Below are 26,595 nucleotides of genomic sequence, written 5' to 3' on the forward strand. Positions count from 1 at the left end.
CCGGTGCGGCGGGTCGGGTGCCTGGCCGCACGTTCGAGTCCGAACAAGCGCAGCGCCGGGCAAGCCCGAATCTTGCCGGACAACGCAGTCCGATTGCATATTGGCGCGATTTTTAGGATTTAATCGATTTAATAAAATTCGATTTAGTACTTATATTAAAACCATCTCCCGCCCCGCTTTTCCCGCGCCCCGGCGGCGCATCAGGCCGGCTCGGCGCCCATCTGCTCGCGGCCGAGCGCGCTCAGGTCGACAGCCATGCCGCGCCCCGCGAAATCAGTCTCGAAATGATCGGCGGGGAAATCCGGCGGGCTCTCGCCGCGCGCGAAGCTCGCCCACTGGCGGCGCACATAGGCGCTGTTCTTCGCGCAGGCGGGCGCGGCCGCGATGTACATCACGTTGCTGTAACCACTGCCGCGATGCTGGTCCTCCACCGCATGAACCACGTCGCAATGCCAGAACACCGCGTCCCCCGGCTGCATCGCCGGGATCGGCACGAGCGCGTCGAGCAGCAGCGCATGCCATTCGGGCAGGATCGACAGCGCGCGCGCCGGGCGGGCGCCGCACAGGTCGTCGTCGGCCACGTCATCCTGCAGGGCGCGCAGCAGCACGTAGGCCATCGCATTGGCCACTGGGATCAGCTGCAGCGTGCCATCGCCCGGGCCTTGCGCCGTCAGCGCGGTCCAGCCCTGGAAGGTGCGGAACATCGAGCACACGGCGGGCGACGGAATCTCCTCGGCCTCGGGCCGGAATGCGGGATCGTACGGATCGTAGCCGCGCCAATCGCCCGCCAGCACATGCCGGTAGACCTGCCGGAAGTTCGGGCCGAGCCAGCGCTCGACCGAGCCGCCGTCGACGTGCGGCGACAAGCCGAGCGACGCCGATCCGGGCGGGCGGCGACGCAGACGATCGGCGTAGGCCGGCACGCGCGACGGATCGAGGCCCGCGTGCGCGCGCCACAGGCCGTTCAGGAACGCCCGCACCCGGGTCAGTTCGACCGACTGCCGCGCGAGGACCTGCGGCCGCGACCAGTAGATGCCGTAGATCTGCGGCCGGCTCGACGCCAGCGCGCCGAAATACCGATCCTCGGCCCGGTGCGCGAGCCGCGCGTCGAGGCGGTTCGCGTCGACGTACGCATCGATCTCGTCGTTCCAGTCGCGCGCCTGCTGCGCGTCGAATACGCCTCGGATCACGCAGGCGCCGCGACGACGGATCGCCGCCGGCGCGCCGGGCGCGACCCGGTTCGACGCGATGTCGGCAGAATGCAGCACGGGAATGACGTCGCGCCCAAGCGCCTCATCGCGGCGGATCTCGTCGACCTGGCGCGCGAGTTCGCCTTCCAGTTCGCGGAACACCCGAGTGCGCTCGGGCAGCGCGGCGCGCAAGGTCTGCTTGGTCGCACGGATGGCCGCCGGCACATCCTCGATGTCGAAGCGCATGTCGATCTCCTCCTGAAGGTCGTCCAAGGGACGATGCAGGGTAGATCATGCCGGGGCTTCGCATGGCGCGCTTTACGCCAAGTTTCGATCCTTTTCCGCCGGATCGGCGCATCCACCGCCCGGGACGGCGCGGGCGGGCGTCCCGCGCGAATCGCGCGCGGCCCGGCCGTGACGTGATCGCCCCGACGCCCGAGGGGCCCGCACGGCGCGCCGGCCGCACGTTGGCGCGGGTGCCGGTCGCATGGCGTTACGCCGCCCGGCGCGCGCACATGGCGCGCCCGCGCGGCATACCGCACGTTGGAGCGCGTGCCCGCCGCATCGCGTCGAGCCGTTCGCCGACGCGCCCCGCTCATTCGCCGCCCGGCGCGTGCGCGATCCGCTCGCCGATATCACGCACGCGCGACACGCTCTGGACGATCATCGGCAACTGGCTGACCGCTTCGTACAGCATCCACACATACGACAGCACCGCATAGATCGACCCGACCGTCGCGCCGCCGTGGCCGATGCGCAGCAGCACGCTGAAGGTGAAGGCCATCATCACGAGATCGACCGCGCCCCAGGTTCTCGCTTCCGCGTCGGAGATCCGCACGCGCCAGAAGCGCACCTTCTCGAAGTGCCGTCGCACGACGCGCAGCGGCGCATGGACGACGATGCCGATCTCGCGCTCCAGGCGATTGTTGAGCGCGCTGTTCAGCCGGTACGCACGCGCGGCGAAACGCTTGTTGATCCAGATGACAGGCACGAGCATCGCAAGCGCGAACGCGCCGACCACCCAGTCGTAGTACGCGAGCATCGCCGCCGCGCCGAGTATCCGGATCAGGTGGGTCGCCATCGCGGGGGCGTCGGCCTCGAAGAAGCTCACGACCTCGCGCGACAGCGCGACACGCGCCGCCACGTGGCTGTCGTCGACCCCGGTGCCGCGCTGCCGCTCGACCATGTCGCCGACCAGATGCGCATAGATGCGCGTAAACAGCCGGGTGTCGTACACATGCCGGCACAGCCCGACCACCAGATGCGCGAACCACAGTGCGATCAGCGGCACGAGCCCGTGCGGGCGACCGGACAGCAGCCCGTCGATCGCGAGGCCGATCGCCGACGGATACAGCAGTTCCGCGATGTTCTCGACGCCAGTCAGTCCGTAGGTCAGCGCGAGGCGCGAGCGGTAGCGCGCCGCGATGGCGCGCAGCAGACGGCCCGGCGACAGGCCGGCGTCCGCGGGAGGGGAATTCATCGTCATGGTGTGAGCACCGGCGGGTAAAGGACAGGCGGGGACAGGCTGGCGGCGAGCGGCGCGGCCCGTCGGCGCGCGACGGAGAGGCGCCCTGATCGCGCTTCCCCTCGGGCGCGAGCCGGACGTCGCCCTTGCCGCGCGATGACGACTGCCCATTCGTTGAAATGAAATCGTAATGTTTTGATTCTAATCAGGCGCCCCGGCCCGGACTGTGCGGATTTGTGGCGCGCCGCCGAGGCTCACGCGTCGAAGCTCAGCTCGACGCCATTGCCCGCCGGATCGCGGAAAAACAGCTGCACGCGGGCGCTCGTCGCATCGACGATGCGCCGATAAGCCATGCCGCGCTCCGCCAGCACGCGCTCGACGGTTGCGAGGTCGGTCGCCGCGAACGCGATATGGTCGAAGGTCGTCGACACATCGACCGCGCGCACGTCGCCCGGCGAGGTCTCGCTCATATGCAGCACGTCGCGCCCGCCCGCGTACAGCCAGAAGCCATAGCGGGAAGACGCCGGGCGCGGCCCGGCTTCCAGCCCCACGACGTCGCGATAGAACGCGCACAGCGTATCGAGCAGCGCGCGCGGCGCGCGCAGGTTGAAATGGCTGAAGCCTGTCACGGGCATGGCGGGTCTCCTGTCGGTCGGCGCGGCCGGATGGCCGGCCGTCTTCATTGCGGTGAATGCCAGCATACGCGCAGCGTGTTGCCGTCGGGATCGCGAAAACACGCGTCGTGGAATTTCAAATGATCGTGCGGCCCCGGCGGCCGGCCCCACGTCGGCGCATGGCCGGGATCGACTTGCACGCGCGACGCCGCGTCGAACGCCGCCGCCGTGCCGTTGCCGGACGCACTCGCGCGGTCGTCGAACGGCCGGCCGCTCACGAACAGCGGCCCCTCGGCGCCGGCGGCCAGCCAGCCGGCCATGCCGCCCGGCCCGCGGCATTCGAGCACGTGTTGCAACGCGCCGATCAAAGGCGCATAAAACGCATACGCCCGTTCCAGGTCGGTGACTCCCATGCACGCCCATGACAACATCGGCATTGCTCCCCGCGCGCGGGTCCTCCACGATGAGGCCACGCCCAATCCGAACCGTCATGGGAATCCGGGCCGATGAAACCGCCTAAGAACGCGTCGCGATTCCGGACGACTGCTCGATCCGCATCTATCACCGCAAGCTCGCGGCGATCCCGTTCGAGTGGCACCAGCACCCGGAGTACGAACTGACGCTCACGCTGAACAGCCGCGGGCGGTGCTTCGTCGGCGACAACGTCGCCGACTACACGGGCGACGATCTCGTGCTGGTCCCGCCCAACCTGCCGCATACCTGGCGTTCGAACGCCCGCCTCGACGCCGCCGCGCCGCAGGTTGCCCTCGCGCTGTGGTTCACCGGCGACCGGGCGCGCCGGGTCGCCGACTGCTGCCCTGAGTACGCTGGCCTGGGCAGCCTGCTGCGGCGCGCGGCGCCGGGCCTGAGCTTCGATCCGGCCGCCTGCGCGGCGCTGCTCTCGCCCGCGCTGCTCTCGCCCGCGCTGCTCTCGCCCGCGCTGCTCTCGCCCGCGCTGCTCTCGCCCGCGCTGCTCTCGCCCGCGCTGCTCTCGCCCGCGCCGCGCGTGCGGCTCGCCGCCGCGCTCGACACGCTCGCCGAACTGGCCGACGCCGCGGCCACGCCGCTCGCGGCCGCCTGCGCGCCTGACGCGCTGCCCGAAGCGGAACGCTTCGAGCGCGTGCTCGACGTGCTGGAGCGCCGCTTCCACGAGCCGCTGTGCCTCGCCGAACTGGCGGCCGCCGCGCACTGCTCGACGCGCTCGCTGCAACGCCGCGTCGAACAGCATGTCGGCACGCGCATCCGCGACTACCTGCAACGCCTTCGCGTCGCGCACGCGGCCCGGCGACTGAGCGCGACCGACTGGCCGATCGCGCTCGTCGCCGCGCGCTCGGGCTTTCCGAGCCTCGCGAACTTCAACCGCCAGTTCCGCGCGACGCGCGGCATGACTCCGCGCGCCTACCGCCAGAGCTTCGCGGCGCACGCCGCCGAGCCCGGCCCGGCCGATCTCGACAGGCGCCCGCCCTCGCTCGACCGCGCCGCCGCGCGCAAAAAAAACACCCCGACGGCGTGAACCGTCGGGGTGTTCGCGACCGGCCGCGCTCGCGCGCGGCCCGCTCATGCTCAGCGCGCCGAGATCGGCTTCGCTTCGCGCGGCGCCTCGCCGATGAACAGCTGGCGCGGACGGCCGATCTTCTGCTCGGGATCGGCGATCATCTCGTTCCACTGCGCGATCCAGCCGACCGTGCGGGCCATCGCGAAGATGCAGGTGAACATCGAGGTCGGGATGCCCAGCGCGCGCTGGACGATGCCCGAGTAGAAGTCGACGTTCGGGTACAGCTTGCGCGACACGAAGTATTCGTCTTCCAGCGCGATCTTTTCGAGCTGCATCGCGAGCTTGAACAGCGGGTCGTCGTGCAGGCCCAACTCGTTCAGCACTTCGTAGCAGGTCTCGCGCATCAGCTTCGCGCGCGGGTCGTAGTTCTTGTAGACGCGGTGACCGAAGCCCATCAGCTTCACGCCCGAGTTCTTGTCCTTGACCTGCTTGATGAACTCGGGGATGTTGTCCGGCGAGCCGATCTGCTCGAGCATGTTCAGCGCGGCTTCGTTCGCGCCGCCGTGCGCCGGGCCCCACAGACACGCGATACCGGCCGCGATACACGCGAACGGGTTCGCGCCCGACGAACCGGCGAGACGCACGGTCGAGGTCGATGCGTTCTGCTCGTGGTCCGCGTGCAGGATCAGGATGCGGTCGAGCGCGCGCACCAGCACGTCGTTGACCTTGTACTCTTCGCACGGGTTCGAGAACATCATGTGCATGAAGTTCGCGCTGTACGACAGCGAGTTCTTCGGATACACGAACGGCTGGCCGGTGCTGTACTTGTACGCCATCGCGACGAGCGTCGGCAGCTTCGCGATCATGCGGATCGCCGACACTTCGCGGTGACGCGGATCGTTGATGTCGAGCGAGTCGTGGTAGAACGCGGACAACGCGCCGACCGCGGCGACCAGGATCGCCATCGGGTGCGCGTCGCGGCGGAAGCCGCGGAAGAAGAAGTGCATCTGCTCGTGCACCATCGTGTGCTTCGTGACCGTGTCGACGAATTCCTTCTTCTGCGCGGCGTTCGGCAGTTCGCCCTTCAGCAGCAGGTAGCACGACTCGAGGAAGTCGGCGTTCTGCGCGAGGTTGTCGATCGGGTAGCCGCGATACAGCAGCTCGCCCTTGTCGCCGTCGATATAGGTAATCGCCGAATTGCACGACGCCGTCGACATGAAGCCCGGGTCATACGTGAACTTGCCGGTCTGGCCGTACAGCTTGCGGATGTCGATCACATCCGGGCCCATCGTGCCCTTGTAGATCGGCAGTTCGACGCTCGGCGAGTTATCGCTGAACGATAGCGTGGCTTTTACATCAGACGGAGTCATGGCACATCCTCAATCGAAAATTAGAAACGGGATTCGATAACGGAGCAGCGCGGTCAGGCACTGCGCAGCATCTCCAGCAGCCGGGACACATCCGGGCCTGCAAGGTCGCCTTCTGGTTCCCTGCGCGCGAGCAGCAAGTCCATCAGGTCGTTGTCGCTCAGATCGAGCAGGCGCGTGAGCGCGCCCACGTCTGCATCGGTGAGGTCATGCTCGTGGCTGCGGAAGAAACGCTCGAAAATGAGATCGTTCTCCAGCAGGCCGCGCCGCGCGCGCCAGCGAAGGCGCGCGCGGCGGTGCGGGTTGGACTGGTGCGACGGATCGTCCATGTCAAACCGCGCGGCGAACCATCAGTTCCTTGATCTTGCCGATCGCCTTCGTCGGATTGAGGCCCTTCGGGCACACATCGACGCAGTTCATGATCGTATGGCAGCGGAACAGACGGTACGGATCTTCCAGGTTGTCGAGGCGCTCGGCGGTCGCGTTGTCGCGGCTGTCCGCGATGAAGCGGTAAGCCTGCAGCAGGCCCGCCGGGCCGACGAACTTGTCCGGGTTCCACCAGAAGCTCGGGCACGACGTCGAGCAGCTCGCGCACAGAATGCACTCGTAGACGCCGTCGAGTTCGTCGCGCTCTTCCGGCGACTGCAGGCGCTCCTTCTCGGGCGGCGGCGCGTCGTTGATCAGGTACGGCTTGATCGAGTGGTACTGGTTGAAGAAGTGCGTCATGTCGACGATCAGGTCGCGCACGACGGGCAGGCCCGGCAGCGGGCGCAGCACGATCTTCTGCGGCAGGTCGTTCAGGTTCGTCAGACAGGCAAGACCGTTCTTGCCGTTGATGTTCATCGCGTCCGACCCGCACACGCCCTCGCGGCACGAGCGGCGGAACGACAGCGTCTCGTCGACCGCCTTCAGCTTGACGAGCGCGTCGAGCAGCATGCGCTCGTGCTCGAGATCCAGCTCGTACGTCTGCATCCGCGGTGCGGCGTCCTTGTCCGGATCGTAGCGGTAAATTTCAAAAATGCGTTTGGCCATTTCGGATTCCTTGGACTCGGCTTAGAACGTACGTGCCTTCGGCGGCACGGATTCGACCGTCAGCGGTTTCATTTGAACAGGCTTGTAGTCGAGGCGGTCGCCTTCGCTGTACCACAGCGAGTGGCGCAGCCAGTTCTCGTCGTCGCGGTGTTCGTAGTCGCTGTGCGCGTGCGCGCCGCGGCTTTCCTTGCGGGCCTCCGCCGACACCATCGTCGCGCGGGCCACTTCGATCAGGTTCGCCAGTTCCAGCGCCTCGACGCGCGCGGTGTTGAACACCTTCGACTTGTCCTTCAGGTGGACGTGCTCGGCACGTTCCTTCAGGCCGGCCATCTGGTCGACGCCTTCCTTGAGCAGCGCCGAGGTGCGGAACACGCCCGCGTGCTTCTGCATCGTCGCGCGGATGTCGTTCGCGATATCCTGCGTGTACTCGCCCGACGACGACTTGTCGAGCTTGTTCAGGCGCTCGAGCGCGAAGTCGGCGGCATCGGCCGGCAGCGGCTTGTGGTCGCGCTGGTTCTTCACGTGCTCGACGATATGGTTGCCGGCCGCGCGGCCGAACACCACGAGGTCGAGCAGCGAGTTCGTGCCGAGGCGGTTCGCGCCGTGCACCGACACGCACGAGCATTCGCCGACCGCGTAGAAGCCGTTGACCGGCTCCTTGTGGTCGCGCGACGTGCCGACCACCTGGCCGTGGATGTTGGTCGGGATGCCGCCCATCTGATAATGGATGGTCGGGACGACCGGAATCGGTTCCTTGATGCAGTCGACGTTCGCGAACTTCAGCGCGATCTCGCGGATCGACGGCAGACGCTTCATGATCGTCTCGGCGCCGATGTGCGACAGGTCGAGCAGCACGTGGTCCTTGTTCGGACCGACGCCGCGGCCTTCCTTGATTTCCTGGTCCATCGAGCGCGACACGAAGTCACGCGGCGCCAGATCCTTCAGGGTCGGCGCGTAGCGCTCCATGAAGCGCTCGCCGTTCGCGTTGCGCAGGATCCCGCCTTCGCCGCGCACGCCTTCGGTGATCAGCACGCCCGCGCCCGCCACGCCCGTCGGATGGAACTGCCAGAACTCCATGTCCTGCAGCGCGATGCCCGAGCGGGCCGCCATGCCGAGGCCGTCGCCGGTGTTGATGAACGCGTTGGTCGACGCCGCGAAGATCCGGCCCGCGCCGCCCGTGGCGAACAGCGTGGTCTTGCCTTCGAGGATGTAGACGTCGCCCGTTTCCATTTCGAGGGCGGTCACGCCGAGCACGTCGCCGTCCGCGTCGCGGATCAGGTCGAGCGCCATCCATTCGACGAAGAACTGCGTCTTCGCCGCGACGTTCTGCTGGTACAGCGTGTGCAGCAGCGCGTGGCCGGTGCGGTCGGCCGCCGCGCACGCGCGCTGGACCGGCTTCTCGCCGTAGTTCGCGGTGTGGCCGCCGAACGGACGCTGGTAGATGGTGCCGTCCGCGTTGCGGTCGAACGGCATGCCGAAGTGTTCCAGCTCGTACACGACGTTCGGCGCTTCACGGCACATGAACTCGATCGCGTCCTGGTCGCCGAGCCAGTCGGAGCCCTTGATCGTGTCGTAGAAGTGGTAATGCCAGTTGTCCTCGCTCATGTTGCCGAGCGACGCGCCGATCCCGCCTTGCGCGGCAACCGTGTGCGAACGGGTCGGGAACACCTTGGACAGCACGCATACCGACAGGCCCGCGCGCGACAGTTGCAGCGACGCGCGCATCCCCGAGCCGCCCGCGCCGACGATCACCACGTCGAACTTGCGACGCGGCAGGGAAGTTTTGATTGCAGCCATTCTTTTAAACTCTCCAGAGAATCTGCGCGGCGTAGCCCGCGCTCGCGAGCAGCCAGACGATGGTCAGCGATTGCAGCACGAGGCGCGCGCCGACGGGCTTCACGTAGTCCATCCAGATGTCGCGCACGCCGACCCACGCGTGATAGAACAGCGCGAGCAGCGTGACGAAGGTCGCGAGCTTCATCCACTGGGTCGAGAAGATCGACGCCCAGCCTTCATACGAGAAGTCGCGCGCGGTGAAGAACCAGGCGAGCAGAATCACCGTGTAGATCGCCATGATGGTGGCGGTGACGCGCTGCGCGAGCCAGTCGCGCAGGCCGTAGTGCGCGCCGACGACGAGGCGCTTCGAACCGATTCGATTGGGGGCTGACATATTCTTAGAATGCTCCGAACAGTTTGAGCGCGACGACGACCGTCAGGGCGATCGACACGACGAACACGACGACCGCCGTCCGCTTGCCGCTTTCCTTCGTGACCGCATCGTGGCTGACGTCCATCAGCAGGTGGCGGACACCGGCGCAGAAGTGATGCAGGAACGCCCATGCGAGCGCGAGCACGATCAGCTTGACGACGATGTTGGAGAGGAAGGCCTTGAATACCTCGAAGCTGAGTTCGGAGGTGAGGCTCTGGTCGAAGAGGTACAGCAGGAATGGAAGCGCCAGGAACAGCAAGGCGCCGCTGACCCGGTGAAGAATCGAAAGCTTGGCTGCGAGCGGCAACCGATAATTGAGCGTGATGTCGCCGAAGCCGATGTTCCGGTACTCCGGTCTCGGTTTTCTTACTGCATCAGTCATGCTAGACCCCCTACTATGTTGTCACACTAATCTGTAATTTTAGCGCCTTTTCATACCGCGCTGCAGCGAAAACCCGCTCGGGATCGTTGCGCGACGCGGAACAAAGGCGGCCCGGAACCTGCTTGGCGCGTGGGAACGCCGTCGGCCCGCACCCGAATCAGCTCAGGTCGTTCTGATAGTAGTACCCGGTTGTGACATACCAACCCCTCCGCACTTCCACAGGCCGATCCCCGTATGTATACGACACCCGCTCGACCGACAGCAGCGGAAATCCCGAAGGCACCCTCAGGATCTCGGCCACCCACGGCTCCGCCGCCACCGCGCGGATCTTCTCCGAGGCGCGGATCATGCGCGTGCCGAACTCGCTCTCGAACATCGCGTAGAGCGGCCCCCTTGTACTCGCTCAGGCGTTCGAACGTCAAGCCGCGGAACATCGCGCCCGGCAGCCAGATTTCGTCGAGCACGGTGACTTCGGAGTCGAATTCGAGGAGGCGGCGCACCTGCACGACCGGGTCGGCGGGCTTCAGGTCGAGTTGACGGGCGATCTCGGCGGGCGCGCGCATCCGGCGGCACTCGAGCAGGCGGCTCACGTGCGGGTGCTCGACGCCGTCGTCGGCCAGCAGGCGCAGGAAGCGGAACTGCGCGCGCTCCTCGCTGTGGGTCGCGACGAAGGTGCCCTTGCCCTGCCGGCGCACCAGCAGGTTGTCCGACGCCAGTTCGTCGATCGCCTTGCGCACCGTGCCCTGGCTGACCTTGTAGCGGGCCGCCAGCTCGACCTCGCTCGGGATGATCTCGCCTGGCTTCCACTCGCCCGTCTCGAGGCCCTGCGTGATCAATGCCTTGATCTGCTGGTAGAGTGGGCTGAAAGTCGGCGAAGGCGACGGCGCGGGCGCGGCTTCGCCGCCGCCCTGGCCGGCCGCCGCGCCCGTGGCGGCCGCGCCGCCCGGATTTGCCGTGTTCGCCTGGTTCGATGTCATGGCGCGCATTTCAACATAAACCCGGGTTTTACGTCCAGTTCATTCCCGGCAAAACATCTGTCTTATATAAGACATAAGATACCGTTTGACTTTGGCGGGCCCGGCTCCTACACTCCGGGGCGAGCAAGGGTTCGCGGGCTGCAAAGCGCGTCCCGGGCCTCGCGCCTCGTCCTGTCTTCAGGCGTATCGCGCCAGCATCCGCGACTCCTCCGCCCTGCTTTAAAAGCAACGCGACACATAACGCGCATAGAATGGCGTTTTTCCTAGCGTCCCACGCTCATCGTCCTGGAGATTTTCAATGGCTAAGCCCGCAAAGCGCGTTGCCGTCACCGGCGCCGCAGGTCAGATCGCTTACTCGCTGCTGTTCCGCATCGCGAACGGCGACCTGCTCGGCAAGGACCAGCCGGTCATCCTGCAACTGCTCGACCTCCCGCAAGCCCAAGCCGCCGTCAAAGGCGTCGTGATGGATCTCGATGATTGCGCGTTCCCGCTGCTCGCGGGCGTCGTGATCACCGACGATCCCAAGGTTGCCTTCAAGGACGCCGACGTGGCGCTGCTGGTCGGCGCCCGCCCGCGCTCGAAGGGCATGGAACGCAAGGACCTGCTGTCCGCCAATGCCGAGATCTTCACGGTCCAGGGCGCGGCCCTGAACGAAGTCGCCAGCCGCGACGTGAAGGTGCTGGTGGTCGGCAATCCGGCCAACACCAATGCGTACATCGCGATGAAGTCGGCGCCGGACCTGCCGAAGAAGAACTTCACGGCCATGCTGCGCCTCGACCACAACCGCGCGCTGTCGCAGCTCGCCGCCAAGTCGGGCAAGCCGGTCGCGTCGATCGAGAAGCTCGCCGTGTGGGGCAACCACTCGCCGACGATGTACCCCGACTTCCGCTTCGCGAGCGCCGAGGGCGAATCGCTGCTGAAGCTGATCAACGACGACGTGTGGAACCGCGATACGTTCATCCCGACCGTCGGCAAGCGCGGCGCGGCGATCATCGAGGCGCGCGGCCTGTCGTCGGCGGCGTCGGCGGCCAACGCGGCGATCGACCACGTGCGCGACTGGGTGCTCGGCACCAACGGCAAGTGGGTCACGATGGGCATCCCGTCGGACGGCTCGTACGGCATCCCCGAAGACATCATCTACGGCGTGCCGGTCGTCTCTGAAAACGGCGAATACAAGCGCGTCGAAGGCCTCGAAATCGACGCGTTCTCGCGCGAGAAGATGGACGGCACGCTCGCCGAGCTGCTCGAAGAGCGCGACGGCGTCGCGCACCTGCTGAAGTAAGCCGGTTGCAAGCCGGGCGCGTCCGGGCGATCCCGGGCGCGCCGCCCCCGATCCGATCCGAACGGGCTTTGCCGGCGCCTCGCGCCCGCCAGAGCCCGCCCGAATCCGATTTTTTCACGCTGGTCTAGATCCGAAGCACAACGATGTCCGCGCTCACCCCCGCTGAAGTGCTGTACGACGGCGCTTCGCCCCCCACGATCCTGCCCTGCTGCGATCACTACGCGGGCAGCGAAAAATTGATGCTCAAGTCGCTTGCGCTGCAGGCGGAACTGGGGCCGATCTTCGACCTCACCCTCGATTGCGAGGACGGCGCCGCCGTCGGCGAGGAAGCCGCCCATGCGGAGCGGGTCGCCGCCTTGCTCGGCAGCGACGCGAACCGGTTCGGCCGCGTCGGCGCGCGCATCCACGACTTCACCCACCCCCACTGGCGCGACGACGTCCGCACCATCCTGCGCGCGGCCCGCCCGCCTGCCCACCTGGCGCTGCCGAAGGTCGGCGGCGCGGCCGACGCCGCCGAGATGTGCGCGTTCATCGAAGGCACGCGCCGCGAGCTGGGCATCGCGCAGCCGATCCCGATCGACGTGCTGATCGAGACGCACGGCGCGCTCCGGCAGGTCGACCAGATCGCCGCGCTGCCGGGCGTCTCGACGCTGAGCTTCGGGCTGATGGATTTCGTCTCCGCCCACCACGGCGCGATTCCCGACAGCGCGATGCGCTCGCCCGGCCAGTTCGAGCATCCGCTCGTGCGCCGCGCGAAGCTCGAGATCGCCGCGGCCTGCCATGCGCACGGCAAGACGCCGTCGCACAACGTGAGCACCGAGGTGCGCGAGATGCGGGTCGTCGCCGACGACGCGCGGCGCGCACGCGACGAATTCGCCTTCACGCGGATGTGGAGCATCCATCCGGCGCAGATCCCCGAGATCGTCGCCGCGTTCGCGCCGCGCCACGACGAAGTCGCCCTCGCCGCCGCGATCCTGCTGGCCGCGCAGGCGGCCGACTGGGGCCCGACGCGCCACGGCGACGCGCTGCACGACCGCGCGAGCTACCGCTATTACTGGTCGGTGCTGCGCCGCGCGCATGCGGCGGGCCGGCCGCTGCCCGCAGGGGCCGCGCCATGGTTCGGCGCGGCGGCGGGCGGGCACGGTTGAGACAGGCGTTGTGCGCATGCGATAACCGGTCGAAAACTTGCTGTAAGTGCGGCCAAATAGGCGAAAATAGCGGCCGCTGCGCGCTTACGGGGCGCGTGCAGTTCAACCCGGCGGGCACGCGTTCCGTCCGCCCTTGTTAACTGATAAACGAAAGGTTCTGACTCCATGAAGAAACTGCTGATCGCCACCGCCATCGGCGCCTTGTCCGCCACGATGCTGGTCACGGCCCCGAGCGCATTCGCGCAGGCATCGTCCACGACTGCGACGAAGAAAGCCACCGCCAAGCGTCCGGCGCCGAAGAAGCAGCTGATCCCGCGCAGCAAGAAGGCTCGCGCGGCCGCCGCGGCCAAGGTCGATCCGATGCCGGAAGGCGCGGTGAAGTGGTCGTGCAAGGAAGGTCTGTCGTACGACCTCGCCGGCGACATGAAGCGCGACCAGATCGTAACCGTGCACTGGGCCAACAAGAACTACAAGCTGCCGCGCCAGACGACCACGACGGGCGCGGACGTGTTCTACGATCCGGCGAGCGGCCTCAAGCTGGTCGTGATCCCGACCAAGGGCATGCTGTTCAGCGACAAGGACGACAGCCGCCTCGCCGACGAGTGCAAGACCGCCGAGATGGCGCAGGGCACGCCGGCGCCGACCCAGTCGAACGAACTGAAGCCGGGCAACTAAGCCGCCGGCCCGCCCGATGTCCGCCCCGCTTCCGAACGTGCGTCCCGATTTCGACCCGGTGCTGGTCGACCTCGTCGACTACGTGCTGGACTACCGTATCGACAGTGCGCTCGCGCTCGAAACCGCGCGCCATTGCCTGATCGATACGCTCGGGTGCGGGCTCGAGGCGCTGTCCTACCCCGCCTGCACGAAACTGCTCGGGCCCGTCGTGCCCGGCACCGTGGTGCCGCACGGCGCGCGCGTGCCCGGCACCTCGCACCAGCTCGATCCGGTGCAGGCGGCCTTCAGTCTCGGCGCGATGATCCGCTGGCTGGACTACAACGACACCTGGCTCGCCGCCGAATGGGGTCATCCGTCCGACAACCTCGGCGGGATCCTGGCGACGGCCGACTGGCTGTCGCGCAGCGCCGTCGCCGCGGGCCGCCGGCCGCTCGCGATGAAGGCGGTGCTGCTCGCGATGATCAAGGCCCACGAGATCCAGGGCTGCCTCGCACTCGAGAATTCATTCAACCGCGTCGGCCTCGACCACGTGCTGCTCGTCAAGCTCGCCTCGACCGCCGTGGTCGGCCAGCTGCTGGGCCTCTCCCGCGACGAGCTGCTGAACGCGGTGTCGCTCGCGATCGTGGACGGCCACGCGCTGCGCACCTACCGGCACGCGCCGAACACCGGCTCGCGCAAGTCGTGGGCCGCGGGCGACGCGACCGCGCGCGCGGTGCGCCTCGCGCTGATCGCGCGCACGGGCGAGATGGGCTATCCGTCTGCGCTGAGCGCGCCGACCTGGGGCTTCTACGACGTGCTGTTCGACGGCCAGCCGTTCCGCTTCCAGCGCCCGTACGGCAGCTACGTGATGGAGAACGTGCTGTTCAAGATCGCGTTTCCGGCCGAATTCCACGCGCAGACCGCGGCCGAAGCCGCGCTCGCGCTGCATGCGCAGCTCGCCGCGCTCGGCCGGCCGGCCGAGACGATCCGGCGCATCACCGTGCGCACGCACGAAGCGGCGCTGCGCATCATCGACAAGACGGGGCCGCTCGCGAACCCCGCCGACCGCGACCACTGCATCCAGTACATGATCGCGGTGCCGCTGCTGGTCGGCCGCCTGACGGCCGCCGACTACGAGGACGAGGTCGCGCGCGACCCGCGCATCGACGCGCTGCGCGCGAAGATCACCTGCGTGGAAGACCCGCAGTTCACGAAGGATTATCACGATCCGGACAAGCGCTCGATCGCGAACGCGCTGACGATCGAGTTAGACGACGGAACGACGCTGGCGGAGGTGACGGTCGAGTACCCGCTCGGCCACCGCCGGCGACGTGCGGAAGGCATCCCGCTGCTGGTCGGGAAGTTCCGCGCCAACCTCGCGCGCCGTTTCCCACCCAAGCAGCAACAAGCGATTCTCGACGTGTCGCTGGACCAGGCAAAGCTCGAAGCGATGCCGGTCAATGAATACGTCGATCTGTACGTGATCTAGCCGTCAACAGTACGGAGTTTCTTTCCTCGCCTTAAACCCAGGAAAATACCATGGCCCACAACCTCCACAAAACCCTCAAGGAATTCGACACCGGTTCCGGTAAAGGCAAGTTCTACTCGCTGCCGAAGCTCGGCAAGGAACTGAAGACCAAGATCGAACGGCTGCCGGTCTCGATCCGGATCGTCCTCGAATCGGTGCTGCGCAACTACGACGGCAAGAAGATCACGGAAGAACATATCGAGCAGCTCGCGAACTGGAAGCCGAACGGCAAGCGCGTCGACGAAATCCCGTTCGTCGTGTCGCGCGTCGTGCTGCAGGATTTCACCGGCGTGCCGCTCCTGGCCGACATCGCCGCGATGCGCGGCGTGGCCGAGCGCTCGGGCAAGAACCCGAAGAAGATCGAGCCGCTGGTCCCGGTCGATCTCGTCGTCGATCACTCGGTGCAGATCGACTACTTCCGCCAGAAAGACGCGCTCGACCTGAACATGAAGCTGGAATTCCAGCGCAACAACGAGCGCTACCAGTTCATGAAGTGGGGCATGCAGGCCTTCGACACGTTCAAGGTCGTGCCGCCGGGCGTCGGCATCGTCCACCAGGTGAACCTCGAATACCTCGCGCGCGGCGTGCACAAGAAGGCTGACAGCGGCGACACCGTGTACTACCCGGACACGCTCGTCGGCACCGACAGCCACACCACGATGATCAACGGCATCGGCGTGGTCGGCTGGGGCGTGGGCGGCATCGAGGCGGAAGCCGGCATGCTCGGCCAGCCGGTGTACTTCCTGACGCCGGACGTGGTCGGCGTGGAGCTGAAGGGCAAGCTGCGCGAAGGCGTGACGGCCACCGACCTGGTGCTCACGATCACCGAGATGCTGCGCAAGGAGAAGGTCGTCGGCAAGTTCGTCGAATTCTTCGGCGAAGGCACCAAGACGCTCGCGCTGCCGGACCGCGCGACGATCGCGAACATGGCGCCGGAATACGGCGCGACGATGGGCTTCTTCCCGGTCGACGACAAGACCATCGACTACTTCAAGGGCACGGGCCGCACCAAGGCGGAAATCGACGCGTTCCAGAAGTACTTCAAGGCGCAGGATCTGTACGGCATCCCGAAGGCCGGCGAGATCGACTACACGAAGACCCTCACGCTCGACCTCGCCACGGTCGCGCCGTCGCTCGCGGGCCCGAAGCGTCCGCAGGACCGCATCGAGATCGGCCACGTGAAGTCGACCTTCACCGACCTGTTCTCGAAGCCCGTCGCCGACAACGGTTTCGCGAAGAAGGCCAACGACCTCGGCGCGCAGTACGAAACCTCGAACAACGTGAAGGTGAAGAACGGCGACGTGCTGATCGCGGCGATCACCTCGTGCACGAACACGTCGAACCCGAGCGTGCTGCTCGCGGCCGGCCTGCTCGCGAAGAAGGCGGTCGAGGCCGGCCTCACGGTCGACCCGAAGATCAAGACCTCGCTCGCGCCGGGATCGCGGATCGTCACCGAATACCTGACGAAGACGGGCCTCCTGCCCTACCTCGCGAAGCTCGGCTTCGAAGTCGCGGCCTACGGCTGCACGACCTGTATCGGCAACGCGGGCGACCTGACGCCGGAACTGAACGAAGCGATCGTCAAGAACGACATCGTCGCGGCGGCCGTGCTGTCGGGCAACCGTAACTTCGAAGCGCGGATCCACCCGAACATCCGCGCGAACTTCCTCGCGTCGCCGCCGCTCGTCGTGGCGTACGCGATCGCGGGCAACATCACGCGCGACCTGATGACCGAGCCGGTCGGCCAGGGCAAGGGCGGCAAGGACATCTACCTCGGCGACATCTGGCCGACGAGCGAGGAAGTCCATGCGCTGCTCAAGTTCGCGCTCGACCCGAAGAAGTTCGAGGAGAACTACGCGAAGCTGACCAAGAAGGGCGACCTCTGGAGCAAGATCGAAGGCGAGACGGGCGAAGTCTACGACTGGCCGAAGTCGACCTACATCGCGGAGCCGCCGTTCTTCGGCAACGACTTCTCGATGGAGCCGGCCGCATCGATCGCCGCCGTCCAGGGCGCGCGCGCGCTCGGCATCTTCGGCGACTCGGTGACGACCGACCACATCAGCCCGGCGGGCTCGATCAAGGAAGATTCGCCGGCCGGCAAGTGGCTGAAGGAAAACGGCGTGCAGAAGGCCGACTTCAACAGCTACGGCTCGCGTCGCGGCAACCATGACGTCATGATGCGCGGCACCTTCGCGAACGTGCGGATCAAGAACCTGATGATCCCGGCGAAGGCCGACGGTTCGCGCGTCGAGGGCGGCCTGACGATCCACCAGCCGAGCGGCGAACAGCTGTCGATCTATGACGCCGCGATGAAGTACGTCGGCGCGGACACCCCGACCGTCGTGTTCGCGGGCGAAGAGTACGGCACGGGCTCGTCGCGCGACTGGGCGGCGAAGGGCACGCAGCTGCTCGGCGTGAAGGCCGTGATCGCACGCAGCTTCGAGCGGATCCACCGTTCGAACCTGGTCGGCATGGGCGTGCTGCCGCTGCAGTTCAAGGGTGCGGACAGCATCCAGTCGCTCGGCATCACCGGCGACGAGACCTACGACATCGAGGATCTGGGCGACGCGTTCAAGCCGCAGCAGGACGTCACGCTGGTGATCCATCGCAAGAACGGCGAAACGAAGCGCGTGCCGGTGTTGCTGCGCATCGATACGCCGATCGAAGTCGACTACTACAAGCACGGCGGGATCCTGCCGTTCGTGCTGCGCTCGCTGCTCGCAGCCTAAGCGCCCTGCTTTTGCAGGTGCCGCGTGCCTCCGCAAGGCGGTGCGCGGCCGATTTGACGCCCCGGCTCCGCCGGGCTTTTTTTTTTTGGTTCATCGCGGGAAACCGTGGAAGCTTTGGGTGCAGTTGGTAATCTGACGCCAGTGGAAACGGGCGTTGGAGGCCAAATTGCTGGATCGCAAAGCACTACAGGCATTGGGATGCTGGACGGGCTACCGGGTTGAGCGAGTGGAATGGCCGTCGGAGGCAAGCCGAACCCTGTCGCTGTATCTCAAGCCGGTCAGCAAAGTGATGGTCTGCGAGCAATGCGGCAAACGGTGCCAGCAGATTCACGAGACGACCGTTCGGCGGGTGCGGGATCTGCCCTTATTTGAATACCGGGTGGTGCTCCATGTGCCGCGCCGACGAGTCTGGTGCGACCACTGCGGCGGCCCTCGGTTGGAGAGGCTGGATTGGCTGGGGCGTTACCAACGGGTCACTGCCCGCTTTGCCAAGGCCTGCGAGATCTTGCTGAAGTCCGCCAGCGTACAGGCTGTTGCTGCGTTCTATGGTCTGAATTGGCACACTGTCAAATCGATCGACAAAGCCAGTTTGCAAGCCAGCATTGTTGAGCCGGATTGGGAACAGGTGCGGTATCTGGCCATGGACGAGTTTGCGCTCCACAAGGGCCATCGCTATGCCACCGTGGTTGTTGAGCCGATCAGCCGGCAAGTGCTATGGATCGGCCAGGGCCGCTCACGCGAAACCGCCCGAGCCTTCTTCGAGCAGCTTCCCGAAGGCGTTGCCGAGCGCATCGAGGCGGTCGCCATCGATATGACGACCGCCTATGAGCTGGAAATCAAGGCGAACTGCCCGCAGGCGGAAGTCGTCTATGACTTGTTCCACGTGGTGGCCAAGTACGGACGTGAAGTCATTGACCGGGTACGAGTCGATCAGGCCAATCAGCTTCGGCATGACCGTCCTGCGCGCAAAGTACTGAAGTCGAGCCGCTGGCTGCTGCTGCGCAATCGCCAGAACTTGCGGGCAGATCAGGCGGTACATCTGAATGAACTGCTGGAAGCCAACCAGCCGTTGCTGTGCGTCTATCTGCTACGCGATGAACTCAAGCGACTCTGGTTCTACCAGAGACCCGCCTGGGCTCAGAAGGCATGGGGACAATGGATCAGGCAGGCTCAGCAGAGCGGCATTACGCCGCTCAAACTGTTCGCTGAACGCCTGCAAAGCTACTGGCACGGCATTCTGGCTCGCTGCAAACACCCGCTCAATACCAGCGTCGTCGAAGGCATCAACAACACCATCAAGGTCATCAAGCGTCGGGCCTACGGCTACCGGGATGAGGAATACTTCTTCCTCAAGATCCGCGCTGCCTTCCCCGGTAATCCGCGATGAACCTTTTTTTTGGTTCATCGCGGATTACCGGGGAAGGCAGCGCGGATCTTCAGACAGAACGTGTCGCGTCGGCAATGAGCCCGGCGTTCGACGACCTTGATGGCGTTGACCCGCCCACCCTCGAACGCTTCGCTTGCCGACACCCCCATAGCCCTATCGAAAGGCCGCGCTGCTTCAACGGAGCAGGTCGATGTTCTCGTCGATTCGAGTTTGAATGGTCCGCAGGGCATCTCCGGCGATTGCTCGCGGAAACTGGTTCTCGGCGTTGGCGGCAAACTGGCCGACCACGTCGCACAATCGATCGATGACGCCTGCCGCGTGACCGGCAGGCACCTCGGCTTCCCCTGCAAGGCCGAGCATCGCCTTCCGATCAATCCTCAGGGCCTCTCTCGTCACCGCCATCGGGTGACACCCACCCGGTCCCTCGCAGAACGTCACGTCATCGATTCGGGCTGCCCTCAGGTGTCGCGAGGCGCGGAATCGGAATCCACGAAGTAAACGTATACCCCCCTACCCTATCCGAAGTAAGATTGCCCCCTATCGTATTCAGGAGGCAGGCCGTGAGCCATACGATTCGCGAGAAACAGAAGCTCCTCAACCGGGTTCGCCGCATCAAGGGGCAGGTCGAGGCGATCGAGCGTGCGCTCGAAGAAGAGCGCGGCTGCATGGATGTGCTCCAACTCATCACCAGCAGCCGCGGCGCGATGAACGGCTTGCTGGCCGTGGTTCTCGAGGACCACATCCGGACGCATCTCGTCGACGCCGAGCCGGACGACGAGCACGGCAGCGGCACCGAGCAGCTGATCGAAGTCGTCCACAGCTACTTCAAGTAAGAGGAAAACATGAGCCCGTTCGAAGATTCCGCTTTCGGGGCAGGCCACGACCATATCTTCCTGGGGGCCGCCCACGAGGACAACGAACGCCGGACCTGGATGGTGATTGCGCTGTGCAGCGCGATGATGGTGGCCGAGATCGTCGGCGGCAGCCTGTTCGGCTCGCTCGCGCTCGTCGCCGATGGCCTGCACATGTCGACGCACGCCGGCGCGATGCTGATCGCCGCGCTCGCGTACACCTACGCGCGCAGGCATGCGGCCGACACGCGCTTCGTATTCGGTACGGGCAAGCTCGGCGATCTCGCGGGCTTCACCAGCGCCATCGTGCTCGCCATGATCGCGCTGCTGATCGGATACGAAGCCGTCTCGCGCTTTCTCGCGCCCGTGCCCATCCACTTCGCCCAGGCGATTCCCATCGCCGTGCTCGGCCTCCTGGTCAATCTCGCGAGCGTCTGGCTGCTGAGCGGCGGCCATCACGGCCATGGTCATGGCCATGACCATGCGCACGGTCACGGGCACGCCCACGACGCAGCGGAGCATCGCATCGTCGGCCGCGCAGGCACATTCGCCGTGACGGTCTTCGAGGACGGCGTGCCGCCCGTGTTCCGCATCACGCCGCAAGCACCGCCTTCCAAACTCGGCGCCGACGAGGCTTCCGTCACGACGGTCCGCCCCGACGGCACACGCCAGACCTTCGCATTCGCCGAACGCGAGGGTTATCTGGAGTCGAAGGAGGAGATTCCCGAACCTCACGCATTCGAGGCCGTCGTTCACCTCGCGGGCGACGAGCACCGCATCGCGTTCGAGGAGCACGCGCACGAGCACGAGGGTGTTCACGCCGCGACAAACCGCGACCACACCATCCGCTCGGCGTACATTCACGTCATCGCGGACGCCGCGGTATCCGTGCTCGCGATCGTCGGCCTCCTGCTGGCGCGCGCGTTCGGCTGGCTGTGGATGGACCCGCTCGCGGGCGTGATCGGCGCTCTCGTGATCGCGAACTGGTCGTGGGGCCTGATGCGCGATACGGGCCGCATCCTGCTCGACATGAGCCCTGACCGGCGCATGGCCGAGAGCGTGCGCCACGTGATCGAAGACAACGGCGATACCGTGCTCGACCTCCATGTATGGCGCGTGGGCCCGGGCCACATGAGCGCCGCGATCTCGGTGGCCACGGCGGCGTCGCAGCGAACGCCCGGCTACTACCATGCCGCGCTCAAACGCTTCAAGACGCTGTCGCACTTGACGGTCGAAGTGAATCCGGCGCACGCCGCCGGCTGAACCATGGGACTCAAATCGCCTTGCATCGACGTATGCGCATTCGACGGCAAATCCGGACTTTGCATCGGCTGTTTTCGCACGCGCGATGAAATTCGCGGCTGGAAGAAAATGACCGGCCATCGCCGTCACCAGATCCTCAACGAGAGAGCCCGGCGGCAGGCCAAGGTGAAGCGCGCCGCCCCGAACCCGCAGGGATGAAGTCGACGCGGCGAGGGCCCGGGCCGCCGCCCCGGGACGGCCCGGGCGCGCGGCATCGCGCACCGCCCCCACGCCGCCTGGGTGGATGCGGACGCTATCCCCGCCCCGCGGCAAGCATCAGGCGCAACCCGGGCGCCGCGATGGCGGCCGACGCGGCGCGGTCGATCCATTGCTTCGCATCCAGATACCACCGCCCCAGCGCGCGGTTCGAGAAACACAGCGCGACGACCGCATACCAGCCGCATTCGACGGCGAACACGAGCGGCGGCAATGCGATGTAGCACCAGAGAGGCGGCGTCTGCGGCAATGGCGCCGCGAAGATGCGGCCATCCACGATGGCGGTCTTCGGGTTGGTCAGTTGCGTGCTCAAGCCCGTCCGGAACGAACTGCCCAGACTCGCCGTCGTCGTTGGCGATGCCGGGTCGATCGACAGCGGCGCGGCCTCTCCACGCCAGATTTTCACCGCCAGATAAAGCAGGTAAGCGCCGCCCGCCACCTTGAGCCCCACGTACAACCATTCCACGCGGCTCAACAGGGAGTAAAGCCCCGCCAGGGCGATGCCGCTGAAGCACACCGAGCCGATGCCCATGCCGACCGCCGTAGCCAATCCGTTCCTGCGCGACAGGGCGACGGCATTGCGCGCGACCACGAAGCTTCACGCAGCGGACAAGCCGGGCACGTCGCGTTGAGCGTGTTGAGCGTGTTGAGCGTGTTGAGCGTGTTGAGCGTGTTGAGCGTGTTGAGCGTGTTGAGCGTGTTGAGCGTGTTGAGCGTGTTGAGCGCGTTGAGCGCGTTGAGCGCGTTGAGCGCGGTACGCGCGGTACGCGCGGTACGCGCGAGCCGGGCAGCGCCCAGGCTCGCGGATCGATCCGCCACGGAACACGCTCGACAGCAAGGCGCGCCGGGCCGCCGCCCCGGGGGCAATGCATCTGTCCGCGCCTGCGGCGCCGCATGCTCGGCGGTCCCGACGAGCGCCGGCCCTCACGCCCGGCCCCTTCCTCCCCGCGCCGCCACCGGCTGTCCCTGCCGATGCGACCGCGCAAACAGGCGCAAGCCGCTCGCGACACTCGCCGCGCCGGCAAACAGCGCACCGAGCGTCAGCGCGAGCGTCGACCCATGCCGGCCCGCAAGGCCGAAGCTCAGCGCGACCAGCGCCGCGCCCGTCGCCTGCCCGATCAGCCGCGCGGTTGCGATGATCCCGCTCGCGCCGCCACTGCGCTCGGGCGGCGCGCTCGCCATCAGCGCCTTCAGGTTCGGCGACTGGAAGAACCCGAAACCCGCGCCGCACAGCGCCATGCGCCAGCCGATGTCGACCACGTGCGGATACGGCGGCAGAGCCGCGAGCAGCGCCATCCCGACGCACAGCAGCGCGAGCCCGACCGCGCCGAGCAATCCCGGCGGATAGCGGTCGGACAGCCGGCCCGCGATCGGCGCGGCCAGCGCGACGACCACCGACCACGGCGTCATCAGGAAACCCGTCTCGACCGCCGAGCGATGCAGCACCTCTTCGAAGTAGAACGGCAGCGACACGAACGCGAGCCCCTGCGCGCTGAACGCGCAGACCGCCGTCAGCGCCGACAGCGCGAACACCGGCCGGCGGAACAGGTCGACCGGCAGCATCGGCGCGGGCCGCCCGCGCTCGCGCCAGGCCAGCAGCAGCCCGAAGCCGAGCGCGAGCGCGGCGGCGGCCAGCACGATCACGAGCGGGCCGCGCTGCGCGGCCTCGCCGAGCGCGAAAATCAGCGCGGCGAAGGTCACGACGTTGAACAGCGCGGCGAGCGGATCGAAGCTGTGCGTCCCGCGCGCGGTCTGCGGCAGCGACGGAATCGCAACCGCGAGCGCGACGAGGCCGAGCGGCACGTTGACCGCGAACAGCCACGGCCAATCGGCCAGCGACAGGATCAGCGACGCGAGAGTCGGACCGATCGCGAACGACACGCCGACGATCAGCGCGTTCAGGCCGACGCCGCGCCCGAGCCGGTGCGGCGGGTAGAGGCAGCGGATCAGCGCGGTGTTGACGCTCATGATCGCGCTCGCGCCGAGCCCCTGGACCACCCGGGCCGCGGTCAGCATCGGCAGCGTCGACACCAGCGAGCATGCCAGCGAGGCAAGCGTGAACACGACGAGCCCGCCGATATAGATGCGCCGGTGGCCGACGATATCGCCCAGCGCCGCGAGCGGCAGCAGGGTCGCGACCATCGCGAGCTGGTAGGCGTTGATGATCCAGACCGACGCGGCCGGCGCCGTGTGCAGGTCGGCGGCGATCGCAGGCAGCGCGGTGTTCGCGATCGCGGTATCGACGGTCGCGAGCGCGACGGCCAGCAGGATCGCGGCCATCGCACGCCAATTGAACGCCGGCTGCGCGACGCCGGCGGGAAGGACTGTATCTGACAAGATGGAACTCTACGGCGGGGCACGCGGAAGCGGTTGCGGCGATGACGCGCGCCGGCCGGCTCCGGATGACAGGTTGAACGACCCGGCGGCGCGCGATGCGCGCGCCGCCGTCCCGCCATTGTTGCAGAGCCGCGCGAGACGTGCAGACGCGCGCATCGCGCGTCAGCCAATCGAAAGCTTTGTCGCGCCTCGACCGGCCTCGATGAGAAAAGGCGCGCACCGTATTCGCGCGCATCGCGCGCGCCCGGCCCGGCGGACCCCGCGTCGACACACACCTTCGTCGCCGAACGCCATCCCGCGCACACCGCATCGCGCGGCCTCCCGCGAGGCTCGCGGCCGGGCCCGACCGCCAAGCCGCGATTCGATATACCCCGAAGCCATCTTATCGATTTTCCGTCACGAATTTTTCATCTTCCATTGGCTTCATATAGCGCCTATTTTCATTCTATGGATCCCGAATCATTAACGGGATTTATGCACTTTTCCGCACGCTTCATTCCTCGCTCTCCCCCGCCCCAAGCCTTTCACGGCATACCCAGATATTGAAATCGCTGACCACCATTTTTCTGTCAACAGTAACAGCTACCGACTGCTATTTCGTTCGCATACGCTCATCTCGCTCGTGATTTCAAAAGGATCCGGGCCACATAAAACGTCGCAATTCCTCAAAGGGACACTCGATGAACAGGAACGTCAGATTTGCACTCTCCCTCTCCCCGTTGTGCAGGCGACTGGCCTGCGCGTGGCCGCTCGTCATCGCCGCAGGCGTGGCGCACGGAGCGACGACGGATTGGGTCGATACGCACACCAAAGCTTTCTTGACCGGCGCGCAGTTGCAAACGTTGGCGAGGGGCGCCCACCCGGCGTCCACCGAGCTGGCCGCCGGCGAAGGCACGCACGTCGTACTCAGCCTCAAGCTGCGCAACGAAGCCCGCCTGCAGGCGCTGGCCCGCGACGTGAACGATCCGCGCAGCCCGAAGTACCGCCACTTCCTGACCCACCAGCAATTCCTCGCCGACTATGCGCCGACCGACGCGCAAGTGCAGGCCGTCAGCGCCTATCTGCGCAAGAACGGCTTCATCGACGTGAAGGTCGCATCGAACCGCCTGCTGGTATCGGCGCGCGGCACGGCGGGCACCGTGAAGGCGGCATTCAACACGCCGCTCGTGCACTTCGAATACGCGGGCCATGCGGGCTTCGCCAATTCGGCGAGCGCGCAAGTGCCGCGCGCGCTCGGCGATACGGTCGGCGCGGTGCTCGGCCTGCAGAGCGTGGCGCGCGCCCATCCGCTGCTCAAGGTCACCGCGATCTCGAAGCCGACCAGGCTCGCGGACGGCACGGCGACCGCCCACCAGCCGTCCGAATTCCCCGCGATCTATGACGCGACCAACGTGCCCGCCGCCGCGAACACCACGGTCGGCATCATCACGCAGGGCGGCGTGTCGCAGGCGCTGCAGGATCTGCAGCAGTTCACGAGCGCGAACGGCTATGCGTCCGTCAACACGCAGGCGATCCAGACCAACGGCCCCAACGGCAACTACGCCGACGATCCGGAGGGTCAGGGCGAATGGGATCTCGACAGCCAGTCGATCGTCGGCGCGGCGGGCGGCCAGGTCGGCCAGTTGATCTTCTACATGGCCGACGACGGCGCGACGGGCAACACCGGCCTCACGCAGGCGTTCAACCAGGCGGTGTCGGACAACGTCGCGAAGGTCATCAACGTGTCGCTCGGCTGGTGCGAAACCGACGCGAACGCGGACGGCACGCTGAGCGCCGAGGAACAGATCTTCACGCAGGCGGTCGCGCAAGGCCAGACGTTCTCGGTGTCGTCGGGCGACGAAGGCGTGTACGAGTGCAACAACCGCGGCTATCCGGACGGCTCGAACTATACGGTGTCGTGGCCAGCCTCGTCGCCGCACGTGCTCGCGATCGGCGGCACGACGCTCTACACGTCGGGCTCGGCGCTGAGCAGCGAAACGGTGTGGAACGAAGGGCTCGACGGCAACGGCAAGCTGTGGTCGACGGGCGGCGGCGTCAGCACCATCACGCCGAATCCGTCGTGGCAGTCGGGCAGCAACCGCCAGTTGCCGGACGTGGCGTTCGACGCGGCGTCCAGCACCGGCGCGCTGATCTACAGCGGCGGCCAGCAGCAGCAGATCGGCGGCACGAGCCTGTCCGCGCCGCTGTTCACGGGCTTCTGGGCGCGCATCCTGGCGGCCAACGGCGGCAACCTCGGCTTCCCGGCCGGCAGCTTCTACCGCTCGATCCCGTCCAACCCGTCGCTCGTGCGCTATGACGTGGTGTCCGGCAACAACGGCTACCAGGGCTACGGCTACAACGCGGGCGCCGGCTGGGACTACACCACCGGCTGGGGCAGCATCGACATCTCCAACCTGAACCAGGCGATCCAGGCGGGCACCTTCCGCTAAG

General features: G+C 66.7%; 24 protein-coding genes and 1 pseudogene. 11 read left to right on the forward strand and 14 right to left on the reverse strand.

Going from position 1 to position 26,595, the window contains the following annotated elements:
* Positions 1-200: 200 nt before the first annotated feature.
* The 4 genes from Bsp3421_RS13745 to Bsp3421_RS13760 all read right to left on the reverse strand — a co-directional run bounded on the left by Bsp3421_RS13745 (position 201) and on the right by Bsp3421_RS13760 (position 3,682).
* On the reverse strand, positions 201-1,436 hold the full coding sequence (locus tag Bsp3421_RS13745) for a DUF1479 domain-containing protein (protein ID WP_273998397.1): 1,236 nt from the start codon (positions 1,434-1,436) through the stop codon (positions 201-203).
* A 349-nt stretch (positions 1,437-1,785) separates the two neighbouring features.
* Positions 1,786-2,676 (reverse strand): ABC transporter six-transmembrane domain-containing protein, encoded by an 891-nt coding sequence (locus Bsp3421_RS13750; RefSeq protein WP_273996490.1) that lies wholly within the window; start codon positions 2,674-2,676, stop codon positions 1,786-1,788.
* A 233-nt stretch (positions 2,677-2,909) separates the two neighbouring features.
* Positions 2,910-3,290: a VOC family protein gene (locus Bsp3421_RS13755; RefSeq protein WP_273996491.1), complete on the reverse strand. Its 381-nt coding sequence runs from the start codon at positions 3,288-3,290 to the stop codon at positions 2,910-2,912.
* Positions 3,291-3,334: 44 nt separating this feature from the next.
* Positions 3,335-3,682, reverse strand: a complete 348-nt coding sequence (locus tag Bsp3421_RS13760; protein ID WP_443111448.1) for a VOC family protein — start codon at positions 3,680-3,682, stop codon at positions 3,335-3,337.
* A 119-nt stretch (positions 3,683-3,801) separates the two neighbouring features.
* Here Bsp3421_RS13760 and Bsp3421_RS13765 point away from each other — a divergent pair, with 119 nt between their 5' ends.
* Positions 3,802-4,782, forward strand: a complete 981-nt coding sequence (locus Bsp3421_RS13765; RefSeq protein WP_273998398.1) for an AraC family transcriptional regulator — start codon at positions 3,802-3,804, stop codon at positions 4,780-4,782.
* Between the two features lie 50 nt (positions 4,783-4,832).
* On the opposite strand, the gene gltA is transcribed toward Bsp3421_RS13765, so the two are convergent.
* The 7 genes and pseudogenes from gltA to Bsp3421_RS13800 form a co-directional block, all read right to left on the reverse strand.
* A complete protein-coding gene (gene gltA, locus Bsp3421_RS13770; protein WP_273996493.1) occupies positions 4,833-6,134 on the reverse strand; it encodes a citrate synthase in 1,302 nt (433 codons plus the stop codon).
* A gap of 53 nt (positions 6,135-6,187) precedes the next feature.
* Entirely contained in the window at positions 6,188-6,460 is a 273-nt protein-coding gene (locus tag Bsp3421_RS13775) for an FAD assembly factor SdhE (protein ID WP_273996494.1), read from the reverse strand.
* A 1-nt stretch (position 6,461) separates the two neighbouring features.
* Positions 6,462-7,163 carry a succinate dehydrogenase iron-sulfur subunit gene (locus Bsp3421_RS13780; RefSeq protein WP_273996495.1) on the reverse strand — a complete coding sequence of 234 codons (702 nt, stop codon included), beginning with the start codon at positions 7,161-7,163 and terminating at the stop codon, positions 6,462-6,464.
* Positions 7,164-7,184: 21 nt separating this feature from the next.
* Positions 7,185-8,960 carry a succinate dehydrogenase flavoprotein subunit gene (gene sdhA / locus Bsp3421_RS13785; RefSeq protein ID WP_273996496.1) on the reverse strand — a complete coding sequence of 592 codons (1,776 nt, stop codon included), beginning with the start codon at positions 8,958-8,960 and terminating at the stop codon, positions 7,185-7,187.
* A 4-nt stretch (positions 8,961-8,964) separates the two neighbouring features.
* A complete protein-coding gene (gene sdhD / locus Bsp3421_RS13790) occupies positions 8,965-9,333 on the reverse strand; it encodes a succinate dehydrogenase, hydrophobic membrane anchor protein (RefSeq protein WP_273996497.1) in 369 nt (122 codons plus the stop codon).
* Positions 9,334-9,337: 4 nt separating this feature from the next.
* Positions 9,338-9,754, reverse strand: coding sequence for a succinate dehydrogenase, cytochrome b556 subunit (gene sdhC / locus Bsp3421_RS13795; protein ID WP_273996498.1), 417 nt, complete (start codon positions 9,752-9,754; stop codon positions 9,338-9,340).
* Between the two features lie 157 nt (positions 9,755-9,911).
* Positions 9,912-10,731: pseudogene (locus Bsp3421_RS13800) on the reverse strand (GntR family transcriptional regulator).
* 298 nt (positions 10,732-11,029) lie between these two features.
* On the opposite strand from Bsp3421_RS13800, the gene Bsp3421_RS13805 reads away from it, so the two are divergent.
* The 6 genes from Bsp3421_RS13805 to Bsp3421_RS13830 all read left to right on the forward strand — a co-directional run bounded on the left by Bsp3421_RS13805 (position 11,030) and on the right by Bsp3421_RS13830 (position 19,459).
* Positions 11,030-12,013: a malate dehydrogenase gene (locus Bsp3421_RS13805; RefSeq protein WP_273996499.1), complete on the forward strand. Its 984-nt coding sequence runs from the start codon at positions 11,030-11,032 to the stop codon at positions 12,011-12,013.
* A 143-nt stretch (positions 12,014-12,156) separates the two neighbouring features.
* On the forward strand, positions 12,157-13,161 hold the full coding sequence (locus Bsp3421_RS13810) for an HpcH/HpaI aldolase/citrate lyase family protein (protein ID WP_273996500.1): 1,005 nt from the start codon (positions 12,157-12,159) through the stop codon (positions 13,159-13,161).
* Positions 13,162-13,326: 165 nt separating this feature from the next.
* The gene (locus Bsp3421_RS13815; RefSeq protein ID WP_273996501.1) at positions 13,327-13,836 is read left to right on the forward strand and encodes a hypothetical protein; all 510 of its coding nucleotides are present in this window, start codon (positions 13,327-13,329) and stop codon (positions 13,834-13,836) included.
* Between the two features lie 16 nt (positions 13,837-13,852).
* Complete coding sequence (locus tag Bsp3421_RS13820) at positions 13,853-15,304, forward strand: bifunctional 2-methylcitrate dehydratase/aconitate hydratase (RefSeq protein ID WP_273996502.1); 1,452 nt, start codon at positions 13,853-13,855, stop codon at positions 15,302-15,304.
* A gap of 50 nt (positions 15,305-15,354) precedes the next feature.
* Positions 15,355-18,072 (forward strand): aconitate hydratase AcnA, encoded by a 2,718-nt coding sequence (gene acnA, locus Bsp3421_RS13825; protein ID WP_273996503.1) that lies wholly within the window; start codon positions 15,355-15,357, stop codon positions 18,070-18,072.
* Between the two features lie 166 nt (positions 18,073-18,238).
* The gene (locus Bsp3421_RS13830) at positions 18,239-19,459 is read left to right on the forward strand and encodes an ISL3 family transposase (RefSeq protein ID WP_273998400.1); all 1,221 of its coding nucleotides are present in this window, start codon (positions 18,239-18,241) and stop codon (positions 19,457-19,459) included.
* Positions 19,460-19,633: 174 nt separating this feature from the next.
* Here Bsp3421_RS13830 and Bsp3421_RS13835 read toward each other — a convergent pair whose 3' ends face one another.
* The gene (locus tag Bsp3421_RS13835) at positions 19,634-19,861 is read right to left on the reverse strand and encodes a hypothetical protein (protein ID WP_273996504.1); all 228 of its coding nucleotides are present in this window, start codon (positions 19,859-19,861) and stop codon (positions 19,634-19,636) included.
* A 158-nt stretch (positions 19,862-20,019) separates the two neighbouring features.
* Here Bsp3421_RS13835 and Bsp3421_RS13840 point away from each other — a divergent pair, with 158 nt between their 5' ends.
* Genes Bsp3421_RS13840 through Bsp3421_RS13850 form a run of 3 tightly spaced genes read left to right on the forward strand, consistent with a single transcriptional unit; the run spans position 20,020 to position 21,771 of the window.
* The gene (locus Bsp3421_RS13840) at positions 20,020-20,292 is read left to right on the forward strand and encodes a metal/formaldehyde-sensitive transcriptional repressor (RefSeq protein ID WP_028206235.1); all 273 of its coding nucleotides are present in this window, start codon (positions 20,020-20,022) and stop codon (positions 20,290-20,292) included.
* A gap of 9 nt (positions 20,293-20,301) precedes the next feature.
* The gene (gene dmeF / locus Bsp3421_RS13845; RefSeq protein WP_273996505.1) at positions 20,302-21,573 is read left to right on the forward strand and encodes a CDF family Co(II)/Ni(II) efflux transporter DmeF; all 1,272 of its coding nucleotides are present in this window, start codon (positions 20,302-20,304) and stop codon (positions 21,571-21,573) included.
* Positions 21,574-21,576: 3 nt separating this feature from the next.
* The gene (locus tag Bsp3421_RS13850; protein ID WP_273996506.1) at positions 21,577-21,771 is read left to right on the forward strand and encodes a DUF1289 domain-containing protein; all 195 of its coding nucleotides are present in this window, start codon (positions 21,577-21,579) and stop codon (positions 21,769-21,771) included.
* A gap of 94 nt (positions 21,772-21,865) precedes the next feature.
* On the opposite strand, the gene Bsp3421_RS13855 is transcribed toward Bsp3421_RS13850, so the two are convergent.
* Together Bsp3421_RS13855 and Bsp3421_RS13860 are read right to left on the reverse strand one after the other, a co-directional pair.
* Positions 21,866-22,420 carry a LysE family transporter gene (locus Bsp3421_RS13855; RefSeq protein ID WP_443111449.1) on the reverse strand — a complete coding sequence of 185 codons (555 nt, stop codon included), beginning with the start codon at positions 22,418-22,420 and terminating at the stop codon, positions 21,866-21,868.
* A 332-nt stretch (positions 22,421-22,752) separates the two neighbouring features.
* Positions 22,753-24,108: an MFS transporter gene (locus Bsp3421_RS13860; protein WP_443111514.1), complete on the reverse strand. Its 1,356-nt coding sequence runs from the start codon at positions 24,106-24,108 to the stop codon at positions 22,753-22,755.
* 737 nt (positions 24,109-24,845) lie between these two features.
* Here Bsp3421_RS13860 and Bsp3421_RS13865 point away from each other — a divergent pair.
* A complete protein-coding gene (locus Bsp3421_RS13865; RefSeq protein ID WP_273996508.1) occupies positions 24,846-26,594 on the forward strand; it encodes a S53 family peptidase in 1,749 nt (582 codons plus the stop codon).
* The last annotated feature ends 1 nt before the right edge of the window (position 26,595 follow it).

Origin of the sequence: Burkholderia sp. FERM BP-3421 (assembly GCF_028657905.1) — a bacterium.
Taxonomy (GTDB): domain Bacteria; phylum Pseudomonadota; class Gammaproteobacteria; order Burkholderiales; family Burkholderiaceae; genus Burkholderia.

Coding starts and splice junctions, on each gene's coding strand:
- Bsp3421_RS13745 (WP_273998397.1), bottom strand. CDS start 1,436: ATGCGCTTCGACATCGAGGATGTGCCGGCGGCCATCCGTGCGACCAAG.
- acnA (WP_273996503.1), top strand. CDS start 15,355: ATGGCCCACAACCTCCACAAAACCCTCAAGGAATTCGACACCGGTTCC.
- Bsp3421_RS13835 (WP_273996504.1), bottom strand. CDS start 19,861: ATGGCGGTGACGAGAGAGGCCCTGAGGATTGATCGGAAGGCGATGCTC.
- Bsp3421_RS13860 (WP_443111514.1), bottom strand. CDS start 24,108: ATGGCCGCGATCCTGCTGGCCGTCGCGCTCGCGACCGTCGATACCGCG.
- Bsp3421_RS13865 (WP_273996508.1), top strand. CDS start 24,846: ATGAACAGGAACGTCAGATTTGCACTCTCCCTCTCCCCGTTGTGCAGG.
- Bsp3421_RS13775 (WP_273996494.1), bottom strand. CDS start 6,460: ATGGACGATCCGTCGCACCAGTCCAACCCGCACCGCCGCGCGCGCCTT.
- dmeF (WP_273996505.1), top strand. CDS start 20,302: ATGAGCCCGTTCGAAGATTCCGCTTTCGGGGCAGGCCACGACCATATC.
- sdhD (WP_273996497.1), bottom strand. CDS start 9,333: ATGTCAGCCCCCAATCGAATCGGTTCGAAGCGCCTCGTCGTCGGCGCG.
- Bsp3421_RS13810 (WP_273996500.1), top strand. CDS start 12,157: ATGTCCGCGCTCACCCCCGCTGAAGTGCTGTACGACGGCGCTTCGCCC.
- Bsp3421_RS13780 (WP_273996495.1), bottom strand. CDS start 7,163: ATGGCCAAACGCATTTTTGAAATTTACCGCTACGATCCGGACAAGGAC.
- sdhA (WP_273996496.1), bottom strand. CDS start 8,960: ATGGCTGCAATCAAAACTTCCCTGCCGCGTCGCAAGTTCGACGTGGTG.
- Bsp3421_RS13750 (WP_273996490.1), bottom strand. CDS start 2,676: ATGACGATGAATTCCCCTCCCGCGGACGCCGGCCTGTCGCCGGGCCGT.
- Bsp3421_RS13805 (WP_273996499.1), top strand. CDS start 11,030: ATGGCTAAGCCCGCAAAGCGCGTTGCCGTCACCGGCGCCGCAGGTCAG.
- Bsp3421_RS13850 (WP_273996506.1), top strand. CDS start 21,577: ATGGGACTCAAATCGCCTTGCATCGACGTATGCGCATTCGACGGCAAA.
- Bsp3421_RS13755 (WP_273996491.1), bottom strand. CDS start 3,290: ATGCCCGTGACAGGCTTCAGCCATTTCAACCTGCGCGCGCCGCGCGCG.
- Bsp3421_RS13815 (WP_273996501.1), top strand. CDS start 13,327: ATGAAGAAACTGCTGATCGCCACCGCCATCGGCGCCTTGTCCGCCACG.
- Bsp3421_RS13760 (WP_443111448.1), bottom strand. CDS start 3,682: ATGGGAGTCACCGACCTGGAACGGGCGTATGCGTTTTATGCGCCTTTG.
- sdhC (WP_273996498.1), bottom strand. CDS start 9,754: ATGACTGATGCAGTAAGAAAACCGAGACCGGAGTACCGGAACATCGGC.
- gltA (WP_273996493.1), bottom strand. CDS start 6,134: ATGACTCCGTCTGATGTAAAAGCCACGCTATCGTTCAGCGATAACTCG.
- Bsp3421_RS13820 (WP_273996502.1), top strand. CDS start 13,853: ATGTCCGCCCCGCTTCCGAACGTGCGTCCCGATTTCGACCCGGTGCTG.